This window comes from Microbulbifer aggregans (assembly GCF_001750105.1).
In the GTDB taxonomy this organism is placed as follows: Bacteria; Pseudomonadota; Gammaproteobacteria; order Pseudomonadales; family Cellvibrionaceae; genus Microbulbifer; species Microbulbifer aggregans.
Genome location: NZ_CP014143.1, coordinates 3,799,067 through 3,823,125, shown reverse-complemented (window position 1 = coordinate 3,823,125; position 24,059 = coordinate 3,799,067). Strand labels below are relative to the sequence as shown.

General features: G+C 56.6%; 19 protein-coding genes. 13 read left to right on the top strand and 6 right to left on the bottom strand.

What is annotated here, in order from left to right:
- Window positions 1-7: 7 nt before the first annotated feature.
- The 10 genes from murC (at window position 8) to mutT (ending at window position 12,748) form a co-directional block, all read left to right on the top strand.
- Window positions 8-1,471, top strand: coding sequence for a UDP-N-acetylmuramate--L-alanine ligase (gene murC, locus AUP74_RS16730; protein WP_069948559.1), 1,464 nt, complete (start codon window positions 8-10; stop codon window positions 1,469-1,471).
- Between the two features lie 8 nt (window positions 1,472-1,479).
- Window positions 1,480-2,292 (top strand): cell division protein FtsQ/DivIB, encoded by an 813-nt coding sequence (locus tag AUP74_RS16725; protein ID WP_226999834.1) that lies wholly within the window; start codon window positions 1,480-1,482, stop codon window positions 2,290-2,292.
- Between the two features lie 124 nt (window positions 2,293-2,416).
- Window positions 2,417-3,652, top strand: coding sequence for a cell division protein FtsA (gene ftsA, locus AUP74_RS16720; protein ID WP_069948558.1), 1,236 nt, complete (start codon window positions 2,417-2,419; stop codon window positions 3,650-3,652).
- 116 nt (window positions 3,653-3,768) lie between these two features.
- Window positions 3,769-4,971 carry a cell division protein FtsZ gene (gene ftsZ, locus AUP74_RS16715; RefSeq protein ID WP_069948557.1) on the top strand — a complete coding sequence of 401 codons (1,203 nt, stop codon included), beginning with the start codon at window positions 3,769-3,771 and terminating at the stop codon, window positions 4,969-4,971.
- A 518-nt stretch (window positions 4,972-5,489) separates the two neighbouring features.
- The gene (gene lpxC / locus AUP74_RS16710; protein WP_069948556.1) at window positions 5,490-6,401 is read left to right on the top strand and encodes a UDP-3-O-acyl-N-acetylglucosamine deacetylase; all 912 of its coding nucleotides are present in this window, start codon (window positions 5,490-5,492) and stop codon (window positions 6,399-6,401) included.
- Window positions 6,402-6,640: 239 nt separating this feature from the next.
- Window positions 6,641-7,579 (top strand): M23 family metallopeptidase, encoded by a 939-nt coding sequence (locus AUP74_RS16705; RefSeq protein WP_069948555.1) that lies wholly within the window; start codon window positions 6,641-6,643, stop codon window positions 7,577-7,579.
- Between the two features lie 163 nt (window positions 7,580-7,742).
- Window positions 7,743-10,490 (top strand): preprotein translocase subunit SecA, encoded by a 2,748-nt coding sequence (gene secA / locus AUP74_RS16700; RefSeq protein ID WP_069948554.1) that lies wholly within the window; start codon window positions 7,743-7,745, stop codon window positions 10,488-10,490.
- A 230-nt stretch (window positions 10,491-10,720) separates the two neighbouring features.
- Window positions 10,721-11,920 (top strand): bifunctional glutamate N-acetyltransferase/amino-acid acetyltransferase ArgJ, encoded by a 1,200-nt coding sequence (argJ, locus tag AUP74_RS16695; RefSeq protein WP_069948553.1) that lies wholly within the window; start codon window positions 10,721-10,723, stop codon window positions 11,918-11,920.
- A gap of 101 nt (window positions 11,921-12,021) precedes the next feature.
- Window positions 12,022-12,153 (top strand): hypothetical protein, encoded by a 132-nt coding sequence (locus AUP74_RS17520; RefSeq protein WP_257785519.1) that lies wholly within the window; start codon window positions 12,022-12,024, stop codon window positions 12,151-12,153.
- A 190-nt stretch (window positions 12,154-12,343) separates the two neighbouring features.
- Entirely contained in the window at window positions 12,344-12,748 is a 405-nt protein-coding gene (gene mutT, locus AUP74_RS16690) for an 8-oxo-dGTP diphosphatase MutT (RefSeq protein ID WP_069948552.1), read from the top strand.
- A 169-nt stretch (window positions 12,749-12,917) separates the two neighbouring features.
- Here mutT and yacG read toward each other — a convergent pair whose 3' ends face one another.
- The 5 genes from yacG to pilB all read right to left on the bottom strand — a co-directional run bounded on the left by yacG (window position 12,918) and on the right by pilB (window position 17,774).
- On the bottom strand, window positions 12,918-13,142 hold the full coding sequence (gene yacG, locus AUP74_RS16685) for a DNA gyrase inhibitor YacG (RefSeq protein WP_069948551.1): 225 nt from the start codon (window positions 13,140-13,142) through the stop codon (window positions 12,918-12,920).
- Window positions 13,143-13,148: 6 nt separating this feature from the next.
- A complete protein-coding gene (gene coaE / locus AUP74_RS16680; protein WP_069948550.1) occupies window positions 13,149-13,760 on the bottom strand; it encodes a dephospho-CoA kinase in 612 nt (203 codons plus the stop codon).
- An 83-nt stretch (window positions 13,761-13,843) separates the two neighbouring features.
- Complete coding sequence (locus AUP74_RS16675) at window positions 13,844-14,728, bottom strand: prepilin peptidase (RefSeq protein ID WP_069948549.1); 885 nt, start codon at window positions 14,726-14,728, stop codon at window positions 13,844-13,846.
- Window positions 14,729-14,741: 13 nt separating this feature from the next.
- The gene (locus AUP74_RS16670; RefSeq protein WP_069948548.1) at window positions 14,742-15,953 is read right to left on the bottom strand and encodes a type II secretion system F family protein; all 1,212 of its coding nucleotides are present in this window, start codon (window positions 15,951-15,953) and stop codon (window positions 14,742-14,744) included.
- Window positions 15,954-16,061: 108 nt separating this feature from the next.
- Window positions 16,062-17,774 carry a type IV-A pilus assembly ATPase PilB gene (gene pilB / locus AUP74_RS16665; protein ID WP_069948547.1) on the bottom strand — a complete coding sequence of 571 codons (1,713 nt, stop codon included), beginning with the start codon at window positions 17,772-17,774 and terminating at the stop codon, window positions 16,062-16,064.
- 552 nt (window positions 17,775-18,326) lie between these two features.
- On the opposite strand from pilB, the gene AUP74_RS16660 reads away from it, so the two are divergent.
- The 3 genes from AUP74_RS16660 (at window position 18,327) to AUP74_RS16650 (ending at window position 20,700) form a co-directional block, all read left to right on the top strand.
- Window positions 18,327-18,863 carry a pilin gene (locus tag AUP74_RS16660; RefSeq protein ID WP_069948983.1) on the top strand — a complete coding sequence of 179 codons (537 nt, stop codon included), beginning with the start codon at window positions 18,327-18,329 and terminating at the stop codon, window positions 18,861-18,863.
- Between the two features lie 17 nt (window positions 18,864-18,880).
- On the top strand, window positions 18,881-19,681 hold the full coding sequence (gene tfpZ, locus AUP74_RS16655; RefSeq protein ID WP_158514578.1) for a TfpX/TfpZ family type IV pilin accessory protein: 801 nt from the start codon (window positions 18,881-18,883) through the stop codon (window positions 19,679-19,681).
- A gap of 482 nt (window positions 19,682-20,163) precedes the next feature.
- The gene (locus AUP74_RS16650; protein WP_269465979.1) at window positions 20,164-20,700 is read left to right on the top strand and encodes a pilin; all 537 of its coding nucleotides are present in this window, start codon (window positions 20,164-20,166) and stop codon (window positions 20,698-20,700) included.
- 146 nt (window positions 20,701-20,846) lie between these two features.
- On the opposite strand, the gene AUP74_RS16645 is transcribed toward AUP74_RS16650, so the two are convergent.
- Window positions 20,847-24,014, bottom strand: coding sequence for an error-prone DNA polymerase (locus AUP74_RS16645; RefSeq protein WP_069948545.1), 3,168 nt, complete (start codon window positions 24,012-24,014; stop codon window positions 20,847-20,849).
- Window positions 24,015-24,059: the final 45 nt, after the last annotated feature.

Below are 24,059 nucleotides of genomic sequence, written 5' to 3'. Positions count from 1 at the left end.
GAACGAGATGACTAAAGGAGCAGCAGTGGAAAAGAGCAGCTACAGCGTGCCCGCCATGCGCCGCATCCGCCGTATTCACTTTATCGGTGTCGGCGGTGCCGGCATGAGTGGTATTGCCGAGGTATTGCAGAATCAGGGCTATGAGGTTTCCGGTTCTGACCTGAAAGAGTCCTCGGTCACTCGCCGGCTGCGTGATCTTGGTGTGAAAGTGCAGATTGGCCACAGTGCTGACAATGTGCGCGATGTGGACGTGGTGGTGAACTCGTCCGCCGTGCACGAGGACAATCCGGAGCTGGTGGCAGCACGGGAGAATCGCATTCCGGTGGTGCGCCGTGCAGAGATGCTGGGCGAGCTGATGCGCTACCGCTACGGTATCGCTGTTGCCGGTACCCATGGCAAGACCACCACGACCAGCTTGATCGCATCAATCTTTGCCGCGGATGGCAAGGATCCCACCTTTGTGATCGGTGGCCTGGTGAACGCTGCCGGTGCGAATGCCGCCCTTGGCGAGAGCCGCTACCTGATCGCCGAGGCCGACGAGAGTGATGCATCGTTTATTCACCTGCAGCCGATGGTAACGGTGATTACCAACATCGACGCAGACCACATGGAGACCTACGGCGGCGATTTTGAGAAGGTCAAACAGATCTTTGTCGATTTTGTACACAACCTGCCGTTTTATGGCCTGGCCGTGGTGTGCGGGGACGATGAAAATGTGCGTGACGTGATCCCGAAGTTTTCACGGCCGGTCTCCACCTACGGATTTGATGAGGGCAATGACTTCCGCATCGTCGAGGTAAATCAGGAGCCGCTGCGTAGTCACTTCAAGGTGCAGCGCCCGGAGGGCGATGTGCTCGAAGTGTGCGTCAATACCCCGGGAATCCACAACGTGTTGAATGCGACCGCAGCGATTGCAGTCGCGACGGAAGAGGGCGTTGGTGACGAAGCGATCCGTAAGGGGCTGCTGGGCTTTCAGGGCGTTGGACGTCGCTTCCAGATCTATGGCAATTATGCGGTCAGCGATGACACCAGCGCAGACAAAGTCATGCTGGTGGACGACTACGGCCACCATCCGCGGGAAGTGGCAGCAACCATCAAGACGGTCAGGGATGGTTGGCCGGAACGGCGCCTGGTCATGATCTACCAGCCGCACCGCTATACCCGCACACGGGATCTGTTCGAAGACTTCGTGCAGGTGCTGTCGCAAGTGGACAAGCTGGTGTTGCTGGACGTGTACAGTGCTGGTGAAGCGCCGATACCGGGCGCGGATGGTCGCACGCTGGCGCGAAGCCTGCGCAACCGCGGTCAGGTGGATCCGATTTTTGTGGAAAGCATCGAGCAGGTCCCGCCGATCCTGGCGGATTTGCTAGAGCCTGGTGATATCGTGCTGACCCAGGGTGCCGGTAATGTCGGCGCACTGGCGCAGCAACTGGCCCAGTGGCGTCTGGGCGACACCGGCGAAGAGGCGTAGGGACGATAGTGAAACGAGCCTCCGGCAATAGCGACCAGCGTCAGCGCAAACAGCGCGGTGCCAGTCCGCGGGCAGAATCGGCAGCTGAGGGAGGCATGGGCCTGCGCAGGTTGCTGGTGGTCCTGATTGCAACCGCTTTGGTCGTTGCGGTCAGTTACGGAGGCTTGTGGTTGTGGCGCCAGGTGCCCGTCAACGAGTTGAGTCGTGTGGACGCGCTGCAGCAGGTCCGGGTAAAGGGACCGTTCCAGGCGGTCTCACAGCGGCAAGTGGAGGAAATCCTGCTGCCGTTTTTACGGCGCGGTTTTCTAACCGTTGATATCCGTGGGATGCAGGAAGCATTGCTTCGGCACCCCTGGATCACCGAGGCTTCAGTCAGCCGTCGCTGGCCCCGGGGCGTGGAGGTGGCGGTCAGTGAAGCGAGCCCGCTGGCAGTGTGGGGGGATGACAAGCTACTAGTCGCCAGTGGTGCATTGCTGCCGCGGCCCGAGGGGCTTGAAACCGGTCAGCTGCCAGAGCTGGCTGGCGACGAAGAAATGGTGGAACGAATTCTATTGCAGTACCAGGCGCTGGCCGGACTGCTGACAACTCGGGATATGGAGGTCAGGCGCCTGACGTTTGACGACCTTGCAGGGTGGCATCTGGAACTGGTTTCTGGTGTGGAGTTGTATCTCGGCCATGACGAGTTACTGGAGCGGGTAAATCGCTTCCTGACACTCAGCCGCGGGGTACTGGCACCGCACCTGGAAAAGGTAGCGCGGGTGGACACGCGCTATAGCAACGCCCTGGCAGTGCAGTGGCGGGATTTAGAAAAGACGCAATAAGCAACAGTAGAGCAATAAACGCGGCCAAAAGCCGGCATAATCAAACAGTAAAAAAAGCGAGAACCCGTCCCTGACCGATTATTACCAATAACGGACGGAGAGGTTCAGCGAGGTTGGTAGAAGAATGACGCAAGCATCCGATAACCGCATGATCGTGGGGCTGGATATCGGCACTTCCAAGGTGGTGGCCATCGTCGGAGAGGTCACTGGTGATGGAGAGCTGAATATCGTCGGTATCGGTTCCCACCGCTCCACCGGTATGAAAAAGGGCGTGGTGGTCAATATCGAGTCCACGGTGCAGTCCATTCAGCGGGCAGTGGAAGAAGCGGAGCTCATGGCCGGTTGCGAAATCCATTCCGTTTACGCTGGCATTGCAGGCAGTCATATCCGCAGCCTCAACTCGCATGGCATCGTGGCGATCAAGGATCGCGAAGTGACCCAGCAGGACCTGGATCGCGTGATCGATGCGGCCCGCGCAGTGGCGATTCCGGCGGACCAGAAGATCCTGCACACTTTGCCGCAGGAATACCTGATCGATAATCAGGAGGGTGTCAAAGAGCCACTCGGTATGTCCGGTGTGCGCCTGGAGGCAAAAGTTCACCTCGTGAGCGGCGCGGTGAATGCGGCACAGAACATTGAAAAGTGTATTCGTCGCTGCGGCCTGGAAGTGGAAGACATCATTCTCGAGCAGCTGGCGTCCAGCTACGCGGTGCTGACTGACGATGAGAAGGAGCTGGGTGTCTGCATGGTGGATATCGGTGGTGGCACGACGGATATCGCGGTATTTACCGGCGGCTCCATTCGCCATACCGGGGTAATCCCCATCGCCGGTGACCAGGTCACCAATGATATCGCCATGGCACTGCGCACACCGACGCCGCACGCCGAGGAACTGAAAATCAAATATGCCTGCGCCCTGGCCAAGCTGGCCCGCGAGGGTGAAACCATCAAGGTCCCGAGTGTCGGCGACCGTGCACCGCGGGACCTGTCCCGACAGGCACTGGCGGAAGTGGTCGAGCCCCGTTACGACGAGCTCTTCACCCTGGTGCAGGCAGAATTGCGCCGCAGTGGATTCGAGGATCTGTGTGCGGCGGGCGTGGTGCTCACCGGCGGCTCCTCAAAAATGGAGGGCGCTGTGGAGCTCGCGGAAGAAATTTTCCATATGCCGGTGCGGCTTGCAGTACCGCAGGGCATTGCCGGACTGACCGACATCGTCAGCAATCCGATTTACTCGACCGGTGTCGGCCTGCTGATGTATGCCATGCAACGGGAGGATACTTCGGAAAATCGCCAGCGCCCGATGCGAGAAGAAAACCAGTGGTGGGACAAAGTGAAGCACTGGTTCCGGGGGAATCTGTAAGAAAAGAAAAAGGCGGTAGACGGCCGTCACTTCAGATTGGGTTGTGGTTCGACAGGCCCTTCTGAAAATTCAGGAACGAATAACAATTTTGACATGAGCAAAAAAGGGGAACAGCAATGTTCGAACTAGTCGATAGCGTACAGGACAAGCCTGTAATCAAAGTGATCGGTGTCGGCGGCGGTGGTGGTAATGCCGTGAAGCATATGATCGCCAGCGAAGTGGAGGGTGTGGATTTTATCTGTGCCAACACTGATGCCCAGGCGCTCAAGGACATCGAAGCACGCACGATCCTGCAGCTTGGTAACAACATCACCCGGGGCCTCGGCGCTGGCGCCAATCCTGACGTGGGCCGCCAGTCCGCGATGGAGGATCGGGAGCGCATCGCGGAGGTGCTGCAGGGGGCTGATATGGTCTTCATCACCGCCGGTATGGGCGGAGGCACCGGTACCGGTGGTGCGCCGATCGTGGCGGAGATCGCCAAGGATCTCGGCATCCTCACCGTTGCAGTAGTGACTCGCCCGTTCAAGCTCGAGGGCAAGAAACGCAGCACCGTCGCGGAAGAGGGCATCCTGGAACTGCGCGATAAGGTCGACTCACTCATCACCATCCCCAACGACCGCCTGATGGAAGTGCTCGGGGCCAAGGTCACCATGAAGGCCGCCTATAAAGAGGCGGACAACGTGCTGCTGGGGGCGGTGCAGGGCATTGCGGACCTGATGATCCGCCCCGGCATCATGAACGTGGACTTCGCCGATGTGCGCACGGTCATGTCAGAGATGGGCATGGCGATGATGGGTTCCGGTGCCGCCGTTGGCGAGAACCGCGCCCGCGAGGCGGCTGAAAAAGCCGTTCGCAGCCCGTTGCTGGACAACGTCAACCTGCAGGGCGCTCGCGGTATCCTGGTGAACATTATTACCGGCAGCGAGGAAGCCGGCTGCTCGGAGCTCACTCTGGGTGAGTATTCCGAAGTAGCTGAAATCGTGCAGGAGATTGCTTCCGACGAGGCAACCGTCGTCATCGGTACTGCGGTAGACGACAAGCTGGGCGATGAGATGCGGGTTACCGTTGTCGCCGCCGGTCTGGGTGAGGGCGTCCAGCAGGCTGCCCGCCCAACCAAGGTGGTGGATAACACTACCCGACGCCCGGAACCTACCGAGTCTCGCGGTGGTCAGAATGCACAGAACCCGGTTGCTCGTCAGCGCCCTGAGGTTGAGGTCGAACGCCAGCGGACTCGAACTGCGGCGGCTCAGGGCCTCGGTGCAGGCGATGACATGGAATACCTGGATATCCCGGCATTCCTGCGCCGCCAGGCAGACTGATCCGGTCAGGCGAGACTCGGTAACGAGTGTTATCCGCTCAGGGCCGAACCGCTGCGCAGGCGAGGCAAACACACCGCTCATGTCCGCCCGGCCCTCGGGCCGGGCACCCGCCTCGGCGGCGAGCGGTTCGGAGCCTGACCGGGTCTCGATTGACCGAGTCACGATCGACCGGGTCACGATCGACCGGGGCTCGCATGACCAGGTCTTGATTGACCAAGTCACGAATGACCTCACGGTCGGAGTTATAGGCCCGGGTTCGCCCGGGTTTACTTTTATTTACAGCGTGTGTTCAGGGAAGCGCATTAGAATAGGGCCATGGCGTAGCAGTCTTCGCGCTGGGCTAAGCTGAAAAGAGAGGACAGCGATCTTTGTCAGCAATGTCTGGGTGATAGGCAGAACGTTGTGACAGGGTAGTCAGGATGACTGTCATCTTATTGGTGGTCTTGGCGTATGAATTCTGCTAAGATCGCCGGCTTGCTGCGGCTCGCGCCGCTTACCGACTGGGAAAACACGAATACATGATCAAACAGCGCACACTGAAAAATGCTATCCGCGCCACAGGCGTGGGTCTCCACACTGGTAAGAAGGTCGTCCTGACCCTCAAACCGGCGCCTGTGGACACTGGCATCATTTTCCGTCGCACCGATCTGGATCCGGCGGTTGAAATCGAGGCTCGCGCCGAGAACGTGGGCGACACCCTGCTGTCCACCACTCTGGTGAAGGACGACGTTCGCGTAGCCACTGTCGAGCACCTGCTGTCCGCCATGGCGGGTCTGGGTATCGATAATGCCGTGGTCGAGTTGTCCGCCCAGGAAGTGCCGATCATGGACGGCAGCGCCGGTCCGTTTGTATTCCTGATCCAGTCCGCTGGTATTCAGGAGCAGTCTGCGCCGAAGAAATTCCTGCGCATCAAGAAGCCTGTGACCATCGAAGAGGGCGACAAGGTTGCCAGCTTCCTGCCGTTCAATGGCTTCAAAGTGTCCTTCACTATCGATTTCGATCACCCTGTTTTCCAGGGCCGCAACCTGACCTCTTCCGTGGACTTCTCCAGCACGTCTTTCGTGAAGGAAGTGAGCCGCGCGCGCACCTTCGGTTTCATGCATGAGATCGAATACCTGCGCTCCAAGGGCCTGGTGCAGGGCGGTAGCGTCGACAACGCCATCGTCATCGATCAGTACCGCATCCTTAATGAGGGCGGGCTGCGCTATGAAGATGAGTTCGTGAAGCACAAGATCCTGGACGCCATCGGTGACCTGTACCTGCTGGGCACCAGCCTGATCGGTGAGTACAAGGCATTCAAGTCCGGCCACGCACTGAACAACAAGTCCCTGCGCACCTTGATGGCGCAGGAAGACGCCTGGGAAATGGTGACTTTCGAGGACGAAGAAGAGTCCCCCATTTCCTACGTCAAACCCATTCTGGCGGTCTGAGCCGGAAGACAAAAAACCGGCACGAAAATTGCCGGTTTTTTTATTTGAGGGCCCGGGCGGGAATTGTGCCCGGGCCGATATTTTCAAGCAGCCGACAAGTGGTACAGTGAAGGGAATCGTCGGCTCGCATGCCAATGGACAGGCGTGAAAGAACTAGGTGTAGCGGGGAGAGGTTACGCCCTGCAGAGCAGCAAAAAGAGAAGACAACAACAGACTGCCAAACCCGAACACGCCCTGTTATGAAGATTATCTTGGTCAATGAGCGCGGCGGTATGTCGCGCACCTTCCGCTTCGGCGGCCTGAGCAAAGCCCTGCTGGGACTGTGTCTGCTCGGCCTGCCCGTGGGCGCCTTTCTCATTGGCGCCAACCTGCCGGTCGCGGAGAGCGACGTTTTCGATTCCCGCACAGCCAAGGCCTGGGGCAAGGCGCTGCGCAAGCAGCAGGATCAGATCGAGGCCGCAGACCGCCACGCCCGTGAGCAGCTCACCGCCCTGACCGTCAAAATGGCGGAAATGCAGGCCCGCCTGACCCGTATTGATGCCCTGGGTGAACGCCTCACCACAGTAGCCAAGCTCGACGAGGGCGAATTCCAGTTCGGCACCACTCCGGCCGTGGGTGGTCCCGAAGATCCCGGTATTGCCGGCGCGGCGGAGCTGCCATACCAGCCGCCGGAATTCGTGGAGGCGCTGGGCGAGCTCTCCGACCAGATCGAAGACCGCCAGATGCAGATGAGCACCCTCGAATCCCTGCTGGCCCGTCGCCAGCTGCAGGACGAGCAGTTCATCGCCGGTCGCCCCATCTCCCGTGGCTGGATGTCCTCCCGCTACGGCTACCGTACCGACCCCTTCAGTGGTCGCCGCTCCTGGCACAAGGGCGTGGATTTTGCCGGCAAGAACGGTTCCGACGTGGTGGCCGTGGCCTCCGGTGTGGTGACCTGGGCGGAAGACCGCCATGGCTACGGCCAGCTTGTCGAGATCAACCACGGCAACGGTTACAAAACCCGCTATGGCCACAACAGTGAACTCAAGGTCAAGCTGGGTGACGTGGTCAAGAAGGGCCAGGTTATTGCCCTGATGGGCTCCAGTGGCCGCTCCACCGGCCCCCATGTGCACTTCGAGGTGTACAAGAACAACCGCCCGGTGGACCCGGCCACCTACATCCGCCGCACCGGCCGGTAACAACTATCCTTCCTATGCGCCAGGGCAGCTCCCACCGGGAGTTGCTAGTCTTGGCGCCTTCCTGTTTACTTGCACCCCTTGTCGGTCTCCGGCCTCGTTGCCGTGAGACGCCGGCCCCGGAAGAGGGCCGGACCTGCAATTTGGATTGAGTGGTTTCTAGATAATGATTGGCAAACTGATAAAAACGGTCTTCGGTTCAAAAAATGACCGCGAGATCAAGCGCATGCGCAAGGCTGTGGTGAAGATCAACGCCTACGAGGACGAGTACCAGAAGCTCGACGACGCCGCGCTGAAAGCCAAAACTGACGAGTTCAAGCAGCGCCTCGCCGATGGCGAGACCCTGGACAAGCTGCTGCCCGAGGCCTTCGCCGCAGTACGCGAAGCCAGCCGCCGTACCCTTGGTATGCGCCACTTCGACGTACAGATGATTGGTGGTATGACCCTGCACGAGGGCCATATCGCCGAGATGCGCACCGGTGAGGGTAAAACCCTGGTGGCCACGCTGCCCGCCTACCTGAACGCACTGGAAGGCAAGGGCGTTCATATCGTGACTGTCAACGACTATCTGGCCGGTCGCGATGCCAACTGGATGCGCCCGGTGTATGAGTTCCTCGGCATGCAGGTCGGCGTGGTGGTTTCCCAGCAGCACCCGGATGACAAGAAGGCCGCCTATCAGGCGGACATTACCTACGGCACCAACAACGAATTCGGCTTCGACTACCTGCGCGACAATATGGTGCTGCGCAAGGAAGACCGGGTACAGCGCCCGCAGAATTTCGCCATCGTCGACGAGGTGGACTCCATCCTGATCGATGAGGCCCGCACCCCGCTGATCATTTCCGGTGCCGCGGAAGACTCCTCCCATCTCTACCTGGCCATGAATAAGCTGGTACCCCAGCTGGAGCGTGCCGTTGAGGGTGGGGAGGGTCACTACTCCGTAGACGAGAAGACCCGCCAGGTAGAAATGACCGAAGAGGGCCACCAGCTGGTGGAGGACCTGCTGGTCCGTGGCGGCTTCATCAAGCCCGAGGATTCCCTGTACGCACCGGGCAACCTTGGCCTGTTGCACCATGTACACGCCGCCCTGCGCGCGCACGTGTTGTTCAACCGCGATGTGGACTACATCGTGCAGAATGGCCAGGTAGTGCTGATCGATGAGCATACCGGTCGCACCATGCCGGGCCGCCGCCTGTCCGAGGGCCTGCACCAGGCACTGGAAGCGAAAGAGGGTGTGCAGATCCAGAGCGAGAGCCAGACCCTGGCCTCCACTACCTTCCAGAACCTGTTCCGTTTCTATCCGAAACTGGCCGGTATGACCGGTACTGCCGACACCGAGGCGTTCGAGTTCCGCCAGATCTACGGCCTGGACGTGGTGGTCATTCCCACCAACAAGCCGAAGCAGCGGGAAGACCTGAACGACCTGGTCTATTTGACCAAAGAAGAGAAGATGGATGCCATCATCGAGGACATCAAGTACTGCCGTGACAAGCAGGCGCCGATCCTCGTGGGTACTGCCTCTATCGAGACTTCAGAGGAGATGTCCCGCCGCCTGACCAAGGCCGGCATCAAACACCAGGTGCTGAACGCCAAGTACCACGAGAAGGAAGCACAGATCATCGCCCAGGCCGGCCGCCCCGGGACCGTCACCATCGCCACTAACATGGCCGGTCGTGGTACCGACATCGTGCTCGGTGGTAACTGGGAGGCGGAAGTCGAGGAGCTGCGCGAGAAGGAGGGCCGCCAGCCCACTGAAGCGGAGATCGAACAGGTCAAAGCAGAGTGGAAGAAGCGCCACGAAACCGTGATCGAGGCCGGCGGCCTGCACATCATCGGTACCGAGCGTCATGAATCCCGCCGTATCGATAACCAGCTGCGCGGCCGTGCGGGTCGTCAGGGTGACCCGGGTGTAACCCGCTTCTACCTGTCGCTGGAAGACAGCCTGATGCGCATCTTCGCCTCCGACCGGGTGAAGAACTTCATGCAGATGCTGGGCATGGAGAAGGGTGAGGCCATCGAGCACCGTATGGTCTCCAATGCCATCGAGAAGGCCCAGCGCCGTGTAGAAGGTCGCAACTTCGATATCCGCAAACAGCTGCTGGAATACGATGACGTTGCCAATGACCAGCGCCAGGTGATCTACAGCCAGCGCAACGAACTACTGGAAGCGGAGAACATCAGCGACACCATCACCGCCATCCGTGCGGACGTGGTGGACGAGCTGATTTCCGGTTTCGTGCCGCCACAGAGCGTGGAAGAGCAGTGGGATACCCCCGGCCTCGAGAAGCAACTCGCCGGCGAACTCGGCCTGCAGCTGCCGATCCAGCAGTGGCTGGACGAAGACCGTACCCTCCACGAGGAGAGCCTGCGCGAGAAGATCATCGCCACCGCCCAGGAAGCCTACGATGCCAAGGTAGCCCGTATCGGTGAGTCCACCGGTGATACCAACCTGATGCCCACCATCGAGCGTCAGATCATGCTGCAGGTGCTGGATCAGCTGTGGAAAGAGCATCTGGCCAGCATGGACCACCTGCGCGCGGGTATTGGTCTGCGTGCGTACGCCAACAAGAACCCGAAGCAGGAGTTCAAGCGCGAGTCTTTCCACCTGTTCCAGAGTCTGCTGGATAACCTCAAGCACGAGGTGGTCCGCGTATTGGCTCACGTCGAACCGATGACCCGCGAGCAGATGGAAGAGATGGAACAGCGCCGCATCGAAGCGCAGCGCAAGCAGCAGCTGGAGCTCCAGCACGCCCAGGCATCTGCCATGCCGGGGGCCGAACAGGCACCCGAGGCAGCACCTGAGCCTGCTCGCCGCGGCCCTCGGGTCGGTCGTAATGACCCCTGCCCCTGCGGATCCGGCAAGAAGTACAAGCAGTGCCACGGCAAGCTGGCGTCCTCGACCCAGCAAGGCTGAGACTCCGTTTGAGCCCATCATTGATGGGCGCAAATCTCCGATGCCCCGCTTTATGCGGGGCATTTTTTTGTGGCAGGTAAAAATTATCTGCTGTTTGGATTTTCGAAACCGCAGGAATCGTTGATTTCTGCTTGTTTCGTGCTTTACCGGCTTCGATAATGTCATCTTTCTAGTCTTGCCGCTTTCATCCATAGTGGCTCAGCCGGGGAGGCCCGTTGGCCCTAACAGTCATGTCTGAACATTCTCTGCCGCAAATTCCGGGAATCCGTCTGGCCAGCGTGCCGGCGAAGATCAAGAACTGGGAGCGGGATGATCTGCTGCTCGTTGCGCTCGATGAAGGGGCCCGTGTTTCTGCGACCTTTACCCAAAATGCGTTCTGCGCGGCACCGGTAACGGTGGCGAAAGAGCACATCAAGAGCGGTACAGTTAGGGCATTACTGGTGAATGCCGGCAATGCCAACGCAGCCACCGGCGAGCGGGGAATCGCCGATGCGCGTGCCTGCTGTGAAGCGGTCGCCACGGCGCTGAATATTCAGCCCAGTCAGGTGCTGCCGTTCAGCACGGGTGTTATCGGCGAGCACCTGCCGCTACAGCGCATTCTGGACGGTATACCGCAGGCAGCCGAGCAGCTGCGTGCCGATGGCTGGGATGCGGCGGCCAGGGCGATCATGACCACCGATACCAAGCCCAAGACTGCCAGTCGCACGATCGAAGTGGCCGGTGAGCAGATTCGTATTGCCGGCATCGCCAAGGGGGCCGGGATGATCCAGCCCAACATGGCCACAATGCTCGCTTACGTCGCCACGGATGCTGCAATTGCCCAGCCGTTACTCGATACGCTGGTGCAGGAGGCTGTGGCGGCGTCATTCAATCGCATCAGTATCGACGGTGACACTTCCACCAATGATGCCTGTGTCCTGATCGCCAGCGGCGCTACAGGCCAGGCTGTCGATGGCCAGAGTGAGGACTTCGCGCGCCTTAAACAGGCGATCATCGATGTTCATATCGAGTTGGCCCAGGCAATCGTCAAAGACGGGGAGGGGGCAACCAAGTTCGTCACTGTGCAGGTGACCGGCGCTGCGAGCATCCAAGAGGCCTTGCGAGTGGCATTCGAAGTGGGTGAGTCTCCCCTGGTCAAAACGGCACTCTATGCCTCAGACCCCAACTGGGGGCGTCTGGTGATGGCTGTCGGCAATGCCGGTATCGACGGACTGGACGCGGGCAAAGTGAACATTTTTCTGGATGACGTACAGGTCGTGCAGGACGGTGGGCGCGCCGGGAGCTACACCGAGGAGCAGGGCGAGAGCGTGTTTTCCAAGCCTGAATTTACAATCACGGTGGATCTGGGGCGCGGCGAATGCCAGGAGCATATCTGGACCTGCGACTTCTCCCACGACTACGTGACCATCAACGCCGAGTACCGTACCTGACAGCTGCAGGCGTGGGCCCTGCCGCTGATAGTGACGGGTCCACACCATGCAATGCTATACCTATCAGTGAAGTCTCCAACCTCAAATTAGGAGCCAAGCTGGTGATGAAACTTGTCTGGGCGATCCTGATCGTGCTCGCCATCCTGATGTTCGGTCGCTTTATGGTCGACACGGTCAAGACCGGTGACGAGCAGCGAGAAGTGCCGGAAGCGCCCGCAACTCAGGAGCCCTAGAGGACTGTAATCGCTTTCTTGTGGTTTGGCCCGGGGCGATTTTGGGGCAAATTGCAGGTCCTGCCCTCGTAACGCCTTCCTCTGTCTCGAATCTGCCAGTTGAGCATCTTAAAGATGGATTTGCCCGCCTTGAGAAATCAACGACGGCCCCGTATAACGGTGGCATCTTGATAGAGGCATAGAGGTCTTCGTGAGCAAAGTTATCCACGTCGCCGTTGGCGTAATCCTCGGCCAAGACGGCCGCATTCTGATCGCCCGTCGTCCCGACCACCTGCATATGGGCGGCCGCTGGGAGTTTCCCGGAGGCAAGGTAGAAGCGGGAGAGAGTGTGCAGGACGCACTGACACGGGAGCTGCGCGAGGAGATTGCCATCGAAGTACAAGCGGTCCAGCCGCTAACCGAAATCCGCCACGAGTACCCTGAAAAGACGGTGTTTTTAGATACCTGGTGGGTGACATCGTTCAGCGGTGAGCCAAGCGGACTGGAAGGGCAGGAGACACGTTGGGTTGGCAGGGAAGAGCTGGATAGTTATCAGTTTCCGGATGCCAATCAGGCGATTATCGAGGCGATTCACAAGAGTGAGGTTGCGGGGTAGGTCGCGGTAGCCAGATCTCTTGAGCCGGGAGAGGAGGGCTGTACCTACCGTCATCATGCCGGCGACGCGTAAGAGCAGCGCAGTTCACGCCGGCATCCAGAAACCACTGAGCCAGGAGTTGGCACTGGTAGGAGATCAGGGGGAAGGATTTGGAGCTGTCCGGTCGGCCTCAGTGCCGGGTCTTATCGGGATCCAGGTCCTCACTCAGCACATCGTCATAAACTGGCTGGCCGGGAATCTTATGCCCCTCACTGGCCCATTCCCCCAGGTCAATCAGCTTGCAGCGCTCGCTGCAGAAAGGGCGAAAGGGGGAGTCCGCACCCCACTCGACCGGCTTCTTACAGGTAGGGCAGGGCACTGAGGGTTTGTCGGATGCGGCTTTTTTACTACTCATAACTCTTCAATCGTGTTCATTAGCCAGCTGCAGATAGTGTTCGTGCAGCGTGTGGACCTGGGCTTGCAGGCTGGCCAGGTCGCCGGAGTTGTCCAGCACATCGTCGGCGCGCTTAAGTCGCTCCAAACGCGGCAGCTGGGCGGCCATAATCTTGCGTATCTGCTCGGGATCGTTGCGGTCGCGGGCACTGGCCCGGGCGATCTGCATCTCCTCTGGCACGTCCACCACGCAGACTCGCTGTACCAGTGTATCTTGCCCGGACTCGATTAGCAGTGGTGACTCCAGAATCGCGTAGGGGCTGGAGGCGGACTGCAGGGCCTGAACAATTTCCTCGCGGATCAGAGGGTGCAGAAGCCCCTCCAGCCAACGGCGTTCCGCCTCATTCTCAAATACAAGCTGTCGCAGTCGGGCCCGGTCCAGCTCGCCACTTTCAAGCAACACCCCGGCTCCAAAATGCCCGGCAATCTGTTCCAGCACCGTGCGCCCGGGCTGCACAACCACTCGCGCAGCCCAGTCGGCATCAACAACCTTGATACCATGCTCCCGAAAGGCGTCTGCCGCTGCGGACTTGCCGCTGCCGATACCACCAGTCAGACCGACAATATAGCGAGCCATCATATCGTCCCTAGCTACTGCTAACTATCGTCATCCCGGCGCAGGCCGGAATCGAGAAACTACCGAACCCGACTTCTGGTTCCGGCCTACGACCCAAGGCCTGAATAGGCCAGATACCACCCCACAATCTTCTCACCCCAGAGCATGGCAATCCAGCCGGCGCCGGCGAGGTAGGGCCCAAACGCGATTGGTAGGTTCTTGTCCCGCCCTGCGATCACACTCCAGGTCAGCCCGGCTACCGCACCCACCGCAGCAGAGAGCAGAATCACCAGCGGCAGCATCTGCCAGCCAAACCAGGCCCCAATGGCTGCCAGAATCTTGAAGTCCCCGGCTCCCATGCCCTCTTTGCCGGTCACTAACTTGAAGATGTGATAAACCGCCCAAAGCGACAAATACCCGGCCACTGCACCAATCACCGCATCCTGTAACGGCACAAACGCGCCCCAGATATTGATCACCAAGCCCGTCCAAAGAAGGGGTAGGGTGATCTGGTCCGGTAGCAACTGCTTGTCGAAGTCGATCCCGGTCAGCGCAACCAAGGCCCAGGTAAACACACAGCCTGCCAGCGCCTGCCAGGTAAAACCTAGTTGCCAAACCACAACTGCAGTCAGCAGACCGGTCACCAGCTCCACCAGCGGATAGCGCTTGGAAATCTTGGTTCCGCAGAAACCGCACTTACCTCCAAGAAGCAGGTAACTCACTAGCGGGATGTTATGCCAGGGTTTGATCTCGGCATCACAGTTGGGGCAGTGGGAGTGGGGGAGGATCAGGTTGAAGGTTTCTTCGAGAGCCTTTTTTTCGGTCGGATCAGGCTTCTGATTAAAGTAACTATAGAAATCCCGCTTGTATTCCCGCTCCATCATGATCGGCAGGCGGTAGATGACTACATTGAGGAAGCTGCCGATCAGCAGGCCCAAAATAAAAGCGCTGCCCAAGAGCAGCGCCTGATAGGAGATCAAGATATCGAGCATTGTGGATTTCTTTTTACACCACCTGGCCCAGCTGGAAGATCGGCAGGTACATGGCAATCATCAAGCCACCGACAAGGATACCAAGAACCGCCATGATCATCGGTTCAAGAAGTGTGGTGAGGTTATCGACCATATTGTCTACGGCTTCTTCGTAGAAATCCGCAGCTTTAGAAAGCATGTCGTCTAGCGCACCGGATTCCTCACCAATAGCAGCCATTTGAATCAGCATGGAGGGATAAAGGCCGGAGCTTCTCACTGCTACATTTAGGGGAATACCGGTTGCCACCGCATCTCTAATTTTGAGTGTGGCCTCTTCGTAAACACTATTTCCTGTGGCACCTGCTACGGATTTTAGCGCGTCAATCAAAGGAACACCTGCGGCGAATGTCGTTGATAGGGTGCGGGCGAAGCGAGCAGTAATTGCGTTGTATGTGATGGCCCCAAAAATCGGCGTTTTTAGGATCAGCCGATCAAAAAGATGGGCAACATTTTTATTGCGCTTTTTAGCTTCAAGAGTGCCGCCAATCAGGACGATTATCGTTACCAGGGCGAAGAACCAGTTAGCTTGCATCCACTCCGACATGCCTACCACTAACTGAGTAAAGGCAGGCAAGTCGGCGCCAAAACTGGAAAAGGTCTCAGCAAACTGTGGGACAACTTTGATCAGGAGAATTGAGGTCACCACAATGGCTACCACGATAACCGCGATAGGATAGGTCATTGCCTTCTTGATCTTGGCCTTAAGTGACTCTGTTTTCTCCTTGTAGGTGGCGATCCGGTCCAACATGGTTTCCAGGGCACCTGATTGTTCTCCGGAGGCCACCAGATTGCAGAACAGATCATCAAAGTACAGGGGGTGCTTGCGCAATGCTTCAGCAAAAGAAGTGCCGGAGGCTACGTCATCCCGAACCTTAAAGATTAGCCCCTTCACTCCCTCGTTATCTAGACCATCGGCTACGATTTCGAAGCTCTGCACTAGCGGCACACCGGCTTTCATCATAGTAGCCATCTGCCGTGTGAAAAGAGCAATATCGGCGGGCTTGATCTTCTTATTGCCGCCGAAAAGCGGCTTTGGTTTTTTCTGGACTTTGCTGGCAATAATTCCTTGCTTACGCAACTGTGCCTTGATCAGTGCGGGGTTGGTGCCGTTGATCTCTCCCTCGACCTTGTTGCCTTTATTGTCCACGCCCTTGTAGACATAAGCGACTGCGGTGGCATTGGCCATGGTTTCGTTCCTGTTGTTATTCTGCCGCGGCAAGAACCGCGTCCAATAAGCCTTTCAAACTTGTATCGTTATACCGGTGTAGGCCGGACTCCAGCGTTGCAGGCTGGTTTAATCATTGGTAACCCTGTTTGCCTCTTCTAGGCTGGTTATTCCCATCACCACCTTGCGGAGGGCTGATATGCGCAGATCATTAAAGCCCTCTTTGCGGGCTTGGTCTGCAATCTGTATGGAGTTACCCCCCTCCATGATAATTCTGGAGATGCCATCGGTGATGCGAACTACTTCATAGACGCCCACCCGGCCTTTGTAGCCTTTAGAGCAGTGCTCACAGCCCACGGGTTGATATATCTTCCATTCGTTCTTTGGAATAGTGACTGAGTCAAACCCTTCTTCCTTCAGCACTTCATCCGGCAGGTTAACCGGCTTTTTGCACTCGTTGCAGAGCCTACGGGCCAACCGCTGGGCTATGATCAGGCTTACCGAAGTTGCGATGTTGAATGTGGGCACACCCATATTCATCAGGCGGGTCAGTGTCTCTGGAGCGGAGTTGGTGTGTAGGGTTGATAGCACTAAGTGCCCCGTCTGGGCTGCCTTGATGGCAATCTCGGCTGTTTCCAGGTCACGGATCTCACCTACCATCACCACATCGGGATCCTGGCGAAGGAAAGAGCGTAGAGCATCTGCAAAGTTAAGGCCCACTTTGGGGTTAACGTTAACCTGGTTGATCCCCTCCAGGTTGATCTCCACAGGGTCCTCCGCGGTGGAGATGTTCCGTTCGGCGGTATTGAGGATATTGAGGCCGGTATAGAGGGAGACCGTCTTACCCGAGCCGGTAGGGCCTGTCACAAGAATCATGCCCTGTGGCTGGGCAAGGGTATCCAGGTACATCTTCTTCTGACTTTCCTCATAGCCGAGCGCGTCGATGCCCAGTTTGGCAGAGGAGGGGTCAAGGATCCGCAGTACGATCTTTTCCCCCCAGAGGGTCGGGAGGCTATTGACCCGGAAGTCGATTGCCTTGGTCTTGGACAGCTTCATCTTGATACGGCCATCCTGAGGGACTCGCCGCTCGGAGATATCCATCTTGGACATGACCTTTAGGCGCGCGGAGATACGCGGGGCCAGCTGAATGGGCGGCTTTGCTATTTCGTGCAGCACACCATCAGTACGGAAGCGGACCCGATAGGCTTTCTCGTAAGGTTCGAAATGGATATCCGAAGCGCCTGAACGGATGGCATCGAGGAGTACTTTGTTTACAAAACGTACAACCGGGGCTTCGTCGCCGCCAGGGTTATCATCTTGCGCTTGATCAGGCTCGCCACCCTCTACATCCAGGGCATCAAGGTCCTCATCATCCATTCCATCAAGGCCTGCCCCCATGTCATTGCTGTTGGAGAGGTAGCTGTCGATTGCCTTGGCAAGTTTGTCAGCTTCAACCAGCACCGCATCGGTATTCAGGCCGGTATTGAAGTTGAGTTCATCCAGTGCGGCCAGGTTGGTAGGGTCTGCTACGGCTACAAACAGTCGGTTGCCACGCTTGTACAAGGGCAGGGCAAAGTGCTTGCTGATCAGGCGATCATCGACCAGCCCCTTGGGCATCAGGTCGAAATTGTAACCACTGAGGTCGAACAGAGGGGAGCCGAAGGCGCTGGCGGCAATACTGGCTAGCTCACGGCTCTTGATCAGTTTGGCTTCAACCGCATGTTGGGCAAAAGTCTGGTTTTCACGCTGAGCCGCCTTGGTGGCGGAGACAGCTGTGGATTCATCCAGTTTCTGGTCTGCTACCAGCCGTTTGGCAAGGCCACTTAGAGGAATACTGCTCATGATCTACCGTGCTGACACTCGGTGAAGGCAATGCTTGTATGCAATTGCTGTTTATTTTTTGTTCGGCTGGGCGCTCATTGAATCTTTGTCACCACTTATGGCTGGGTGTTCAATAGCCGGCGCTTCAAGTACTTCAATATAGCGAATTCAATGCCTTAGGCCAATCACGGTAGGTGATGACTGAGAGGCCTATCAATCAGCATGCATGTATCTATTTCGCAGCTCTATTGATCGTCATGTCGGCGAAGGCTGGTATCCAATCGGTGAAAGAGGTTATTTAGAGGGGTGACAAAGCGAGGGTGGGGGAGGAGTTGTTTAATTACTGATCGACGCTGCTGTGTGATTGTCACTTTGTGCTAAGAGTTGACAATTTACGTCACATCTTTCGAATCGGTGGAGAAGGCAAAAAAAATTGTTCGAAAAGTGAGCGACAACGGTGGAGTTCTGTGACATCAGCGCGCTTGCGCGAATTGGCACAAAGCTTGTATTGTTATCGCCGACTTCCTCACGGGATTTCACTCGAACAACAATGTCTGTATGGAGACGGTTACAATGAAAAAACAACAGGGTTTTACTCTTATTGAATTGATGATCGTGGTTGCGATCATCGGCATTCTGGCTGCGGTGGCGCTGCCGGCCTACCAGGATTACACCGTGCGTGCCAAGGTGAGTGAAGCGGTAATCGCTGCCTCGTCCGCCAAGTCGGTAATGAGTGAGGCTTTCCAGAGCGGTGGTATCGGTGGCATGACCGCTGCGGCTACCGGCTATAACGCCACTCCGATAACTCAAAAGGCGTCTAAGTACGTTCAGGATGTGGTCGTAACAGCGGCCTCTCCATGGGATATCAAAGTCCAAATCGAGGCGAACGCTAACAACGGTATCCCGGCGACTCTCGATGGAAATACGCTGGTATTCACCCCTAACGTTGACGACGGAGCTGGGGCAATTGGTGCGCCAGTAGCTACTTCTGTAGGTGCCATTGACTGGGCTTGCGCTTCCCTCACCAATGCGACTGCAACTGCACGCGGCTTTGGTAGCATTGTTGCTGGTACCCTGCCGGCTAAATATGCACCGTCCGAGTGCCGCTAATCGCTTTGTAAAAGTGAATGCTAAAAACGCCCGCGATCGCGGGCGTTTTTGATTGTGAGTCTATGTTGTTGTCAATGAATCGTTTCTCTGCCTCCGCTTGGCACCTGTTGGGTTCAGCGTTGGTCGCTTCTGTTTGTGCTCTATTGGTTTTCTCTGTCTGGTACCCGGGTGGCTTTGCCTATGCCAGCGGTGTGAGTGAAATCTTTCTTCTCCTCGTTGTTATTGATGTCGTTCTCGGACCGTTACTGACATTGATTATCTTCAACCCGCGCAAAAAAGAATTGCGACGCGACCTGTGTGTCGTCGTTTTTCTACAGCTGGCGGCTTTGACTTACGGCGTCTATTCAGTATTCATCGCACGCCCCGCATTTGCGGTGTTCAACGCAGGCAGGTTTGATCTTGTTTATGCCAATGAAATTTCTGAAGAAAACTTTGCAGAGGCAGGCTACTCGGATTATTCATCAGCGCCATTGTGGGGCCCCAAATTTGTATCGGCAAAACTGCCAGAGAATGAAAGCAAGGCGAAGGAAATCGTTTTGCAGGCCGTTGCTGGCGGGGATGATATCCAGAACTACCCGCAATATTTTCAGGTTTTGCAGGGTAAAACTGAAGCTTTGCGAAGTGCGAGTCTTACCTTGGATGAGTTAAAAGTTCGCAACAAGGGCGCCCCAGGGCTGCAGTATGTTGCAAAGCAATACGGTGAAGGAGGGCAAGGCTTTTCTTACGTTCCAGTGTTTGCAAAGAGCAAAAATGTTGTGGCAGTGGTCGACTTGAATTCGGAAGAGGTCCTTGAGCTAGTTCCTCTTGAGCCCTTTTGATGCATGAATGAAAACTTGAGTAGTTTGTTTTGTTGCGGTGGCCTGATGTCGATCCCGCTGTATATGTAATTCATTTGTTTCCTGTTTGGAATAAATTAAATCATAGCTGCGATCCGGTTAATCGGAACTGTTTGCCTGATAGCTCATATCCTCAATACCCTCTTTGCCGGCGCATGCCTGCAGGTTTTCAGCACTTTGTGGTGAAGTTTCAGAGGCTCGTTGATCACGAGCGATCGGTGGAGTGCGCACTTGTTGAGCCATCCAATTGTGCTCGTCGTTCAATTGAATAAATACACTTCCGGCGCTGCCGTGACTGCCTTTAAAAATTCGGCGCTGAATCCTTTTCCTCGTGTGCACTTTTTGAACCTCTGTCTATACTGGACCAGGTTCTTTCTGCGCCGCTTACTGGTTGCGCTGACATGGGAAGTTGTTTCTGTTTGGTACCTATTTTCCTGAGGAATGGATCGGAACCAAAAATCTGCATGGAGGCAGGTGAAATGGCTAGAATGCATGGATTTACTTTGATTGAGTTAATGATCGTAGTGGCAATTATTGGCATTCTGGCTGCTGTTGCTTTACCCGCCTACAGGGATTATGCCGTGCGCGCTAAGGTGAGTGAGGGTGTGGTTGCTGCTTCAGCGGTAAAGTCTCTATTGAGCGAGGGTTATGAGAGTGGCGGTGTTACCGGCATGACTGCTGCAGCGGCTGGCCACAATGCGGTTCCTATAACGCAGAAGCAGTCCAAGTATGTAAAAAATGTGGTAATTACTGAAGGTGCGCCTTGGGATGTTCAGATTCAAATTGAAGCAAATGCCAGCAATGGTATCCCAACAGGCTTGGATGGTCAGACAGTGGTTTTTACTCCGAATGTGGCTTTAAACGAACCGACGCAGGCTTCCGTAGGGGGGATTGATTGGGCATGTGCATCCGCGACTAATGTAACTGCAACTGATCGCGGCTTTGGTAGTGTTGTTGCTGGCACTTTGCCGGCCAAATATGCGCCTTTAGAGTGTCGATAATTAGTGCTTATGTAAATATATTGGCAGTTTATATTTACCTGCTCTTGCAAATGGGTTGTCTGTTTTAATATCACTTTGTTCTGGTTCCTGTACCTATGCAGGTGAAATTGTCGGGAACGTATGAATTCCCCACACCCTAATCAGGTTCAGTGGAAGTCCCTGCCTGTTTGGTGTTCGTCCCATGAAAGGCAGCTTATTTTTTTTGCAATAAGGTGTATATTCCGATGCTCTTTTGATCCGGAATGCACCGTTAGCTGTACTGAACCACATACTTCAAGGGTTTTTCCCTGAATGATTTCGGTATGAAATCTCCGCTGTACATGTTCCCATACAACCACATTGATAATCCCCGTTTCATCTTCCAGTGTTAGAAAAATCACACCCAATGCACTTCCGGGCCTTTGTCGGCAGGTTACTAGCCCCATAACTGTTACCTGCTCCCCATCTTGGTAATTGGCTAAGTCTCGTGCGCTGGCATGAGCTCGAAATCGCTGTTTCTTGCGAAGCAGTGAAATGGGGTGTTCATGCAGGCTAAGACCGATACTTGAGTAATCGCTATAGGTGTGGTCTTCGGCGGAATTTGCTGGGGTGTGGGCGGGGTGTTCTTTTTTTGTGTCCCCCTGCTCAAATGATTGCCATGTGTTGATGTAGCGGTTTTCGCTCAGGCTTGTGAATGCGTTGGCACTAGCCAACAAAGCGACTTGCTCTCGGTTCAGGTCAGTAAGTCGCTGAAATCTTATAAAAGAGGTCAAGCGGTGACTCCGCTGCAATTTAGAGATGCTCTCAGCGCTGTGCTGTTCGAAACCTTTGATCAGGCGCATACCGAGTCGGAGCATGGGGGCTTTTTTCGCTTCTAGGGGGCTGGGTCTTGGCTTGTGCCGGGAAAATGATGTTAACTCCAGCTGGTGATCCCAGTGGCTGTAGAGCACGTCAATTGGCAGCACTTTCACATTGTGCCGCTGGGCGTCGTAAACCAGCTGGGCGGGGGCGTAAAAGCCCATCGGTTGACTGTTTAGTAGACCGCAGTAAAAGGCCGCAGGGTGGTGGTGTTTGATCCAGGCTGAGAAGTAGGCCAGCAGGGCGAAACTGGCGGAGTGGGATTCTGGAAAGCCATAGGCGCCGAAGCCTTTCATCTGCTGGAACAGCTGCTCGGCGAAGTCGGCACGGTAACCGTTGGCCTGCATGCCCTGAATCAGTTTGTCCTTGAAAGTATTGAGGTTGCCGTTTTTTCCCCAGCTGGCCATGGCACGGCGGAGTTGGTCGGCTTCACCGCCGTTGAAGCCGGCGGCGACCATCGACAGCTTGATCACCTGCTCCTGGAAAATCGGTACGCCCAGGGTGCGCTCCAGTACCGGGCGCAGGTTCTCATGGGGGTAGGTGACAGGCTCCAGGCCCTGCTTGCGCTTGAGGTACGGGTGCACCATGCCGCCCTGAATGGGGCCTGGGCGCACGATCGCGATTTCGATGGTGAGTTCGTAGAAGTTCCGGGGTTGCAGGCGCGGCAGCATGCTCATCTGGGCGCGGGATTCGATCTGGAAAACACCCACGGTGTCGGCACGGCACATCATTTCATAGACGGCCGGGTCCTCCGGCGGAATATCCTGCAGACGTAGCTTGGGTCCGTAGAGGCCGATATAGGTCAGTGACTTGCGCAGGGCGGTGAGCATACCCAGCGCGAGGATATCCACCTTCATCAGTTTCAGATCTTCGATATCTTCCTTGTCCCACTGCACGATGGTGCGGTCGTCCATGGCGGCATTTTCGATCGGCACTAGGGTGTGCAGGGGTTGCTCGGTAATCACGAATCCGCCCACATGCTGTGAAAGGTGACGGGGGAAGCCGTAAATCTGTCCCATCAACTCTGGCAGCATCCGCCCGGTAGCGCTGTCCGGATCGATCCCCACTTTCTGCATCTGCTTGGGGAAATCGTCCATGGTGTCCCACCAGGCGCGCTCGGCGATGAGCTGCTCGATGGTGGCGCTACCGATACCCAGTGCCTTGCCGATATCCCGCAATGCGCTCTTGAAGCGGTAGGTGGTTTTACTGGCGGCTAGGCCGGCGCGATCACGGCTGTATTTGTTGTAGATGTACTGGATGATTTCCTCGCGCCGCTCGTGCTCGAAATCCACGTCAATATCGGGTGGCTCATTGCGCTCACGGGAGATAAAGCGCTCAAACAGCAGGCCGATACAGTGGGGGTCGATCTCGGTGATAAATAGGCAATAGCACACGACCGAATTCGCGGCAGAGCCGCGCCCCTGGTAGAGGATATGCTGGCTGCGGGCATACTGGACGATGTCGTAAATAGTGAGGAAGTAGTGCTCGTACTCCAGTTCGGCGATCAGGCTGAGTTCTTTTTCGATCTGCTCGGCAATATGCGTGGCCGCGCCCTGGGGCCAGCGTACTTGCTGCCCCGCCTCGACCAGTTCCCGTAGATATGCACTGGCGCTCTTGCCCTTGGGTATGACTTCGGAGGGATATTGGTACCTCAACTCACTCAGGCAGAAGTGACACTGCTCGGCAATTCTTATGGTGTTGTCGATCCCTTCATGGGGGAATAGTCGGGCTATGTCATCCAGGGTGCGCAAGTAGCGCTCGGCATTCTGTTCCAGACGGTAACCCAGCTCTTCCAGAGTGCAGTGGTGATAATTGGCATTAAGCACATCCTGCAAGGGCTTACGGCTGGTGCTGTGCATTAGCACCGCATTTGTGGCGACAAGTGGGAGCTTTTCTCGTCGGGCAAAGTCGATCAGCTCTTGGGCCTGCATGTTCTGCTGGCCCAATAGTTGGTTGCTTATAGTTAGATAGAGGCGCCGCTCGAAATGCTGTCTGACCGTCTCCGGTATCTCGAGTTTTTCAGCGGGTAACCAGAGGGCGATGCACTCATGGCAGCTCTCCAGAAGGTCTTTGACGTAGATGCGGTATTGGCCTTTCTCGGCCCGGAGGCGCGAGGTGGAAATCAGTTGGCAGAGTTCGCTGTAGGCACTGCGGGTTGGGGCCAGCAGTACGATCTGCTGGGTGCTTTCTGAATCTTTTTTCCTGGACTTGGTTTTCTTCTCCGCTCTTTCTGTATCGGTTTCATTTTCTTTCTCCAAACGAAAAAAACTCCCGCAGATCAGCTTAAGCTGGCTTCCTTCCTGCTTGAGCTGTTGAAGTTCTGCGTAGGCACGGACGACGCCAGAGAGGGAGCATTCGTCGGTCAGCGCCAGTGCGGTATAGCCCAGTTCATGGGCGGTGCGCACCAGTTCCTGCGGGTGCGATGCACCCTGCAGGAAGGAGAAGTTACTCTGGCAGAAGAGTTCCGCGTACTGCATGGTGGGGTGGCTCAGTAACTGCTCGCCGTATAAGGGAAGTGCTTT

Coding starts and splice junctions, on each gene's coding strand:
- murC (WP_069948559.1), top strand. CDS start 8: ATGACTAAAGGAGCAGCAGTGGAAAAGAGCAGCTACAGCGTGCCCGCC.
- ftsA (WP_069948558.1), top strand. CDS start 2,417: ATGACGCAAGCATCCGATAACCGCATGATCGTGGGGCTGGATATCGGC.
- ftsZ (WP_069948557.1), top strand. CDS start 3,769: ATGTTCGAACTAGTCGATAGCGTACAGGACAAGCCTGTAATCAAAGTG.
- lpxC (WP_069948556.1), top strand. CDS start 5,490: ATGATCAAACAGCGCACACTGAAAAATGCTATCCGCGCCACAGGCGTG.
- AUP74_RS16705 (WP_069948555.1), top strand. CDS start 6,641: ATGAAGATTATCTTGGTCAATGAGCGCGGCGGTATGTCGCGCACCTTC.
- secA (WP_069948554.1), top strand. CDS start 7,743: ATGATTGGCAAACTGATAAAAACGGTCTTCGGTTCAAAAAATGACCGC.
- argJ (WP_069948553.1), top strand. CDS start 10,721: ATGTCTGAACATTCTCTGCCGCAAATTCCGGGAATCCGTCTGGCCAGC.
- yacG (WP_069948551.1), bottom strand. CDS start 13,142: ATGAGTAGTAAAAAAGCCGCATCCGACAAACCCTCAGTGCCCTGCCCT.
- coaE (WP_069948550.1), bottom strand. CDS start 13,760: ATGATGGCTCGCTATATTGTCGGTCTGACTGGTGGTATCGGCAGCGGC.
- AUP74_RS16675 (WP_069948549.1), bottom strand. CDS start 14,728: ATGCTCGATATCTTGATCTCCTATCAGGCGCTGCTCTTGGGCAGCGCT.
- AUP74_RS16670 (WP_069948548.1), bottom strand. CDS start 15,953: ATGGCCAATGCCACCGCAGTCGCTTATGTCTACAAGGGCGTGGACAAT.
- pilB (WP_069948547.1), bottom strand. CDS start 17,774: ATGAGCAGTATTCCTCTAAGTGGCCTTGCCAAACGGCTGGTAGCAGAC.
- AUP74_RS16660 (WP_069948983.1), top strand. CDS start 18,327: ATGAAAAAACAACAGGGTTTTACTCTTATTGAATTGATGATCGTGGTT.
- tfpZ (WP_158514578.1), top strand. CDS start 18,881: ATGCTAAAAACGCCCGCGATCGCGGGCGTTTTTGATTGTGAGTCTATG.
- AUP74_RS16650 (WP_269465979.1), top strand. CDS start 20,164: ATGGAGGCAGGTGAAATGGCTAGAATGCATGGATTTACTTTGATTGAG.
- AUP74_RS16645 (WP_069948545.1), bottom strand. CDS start 24,014: ATGCAGTACGCGGAACTCTTCTGCCAGAGTAACTTCTCCTTCCTGCAG.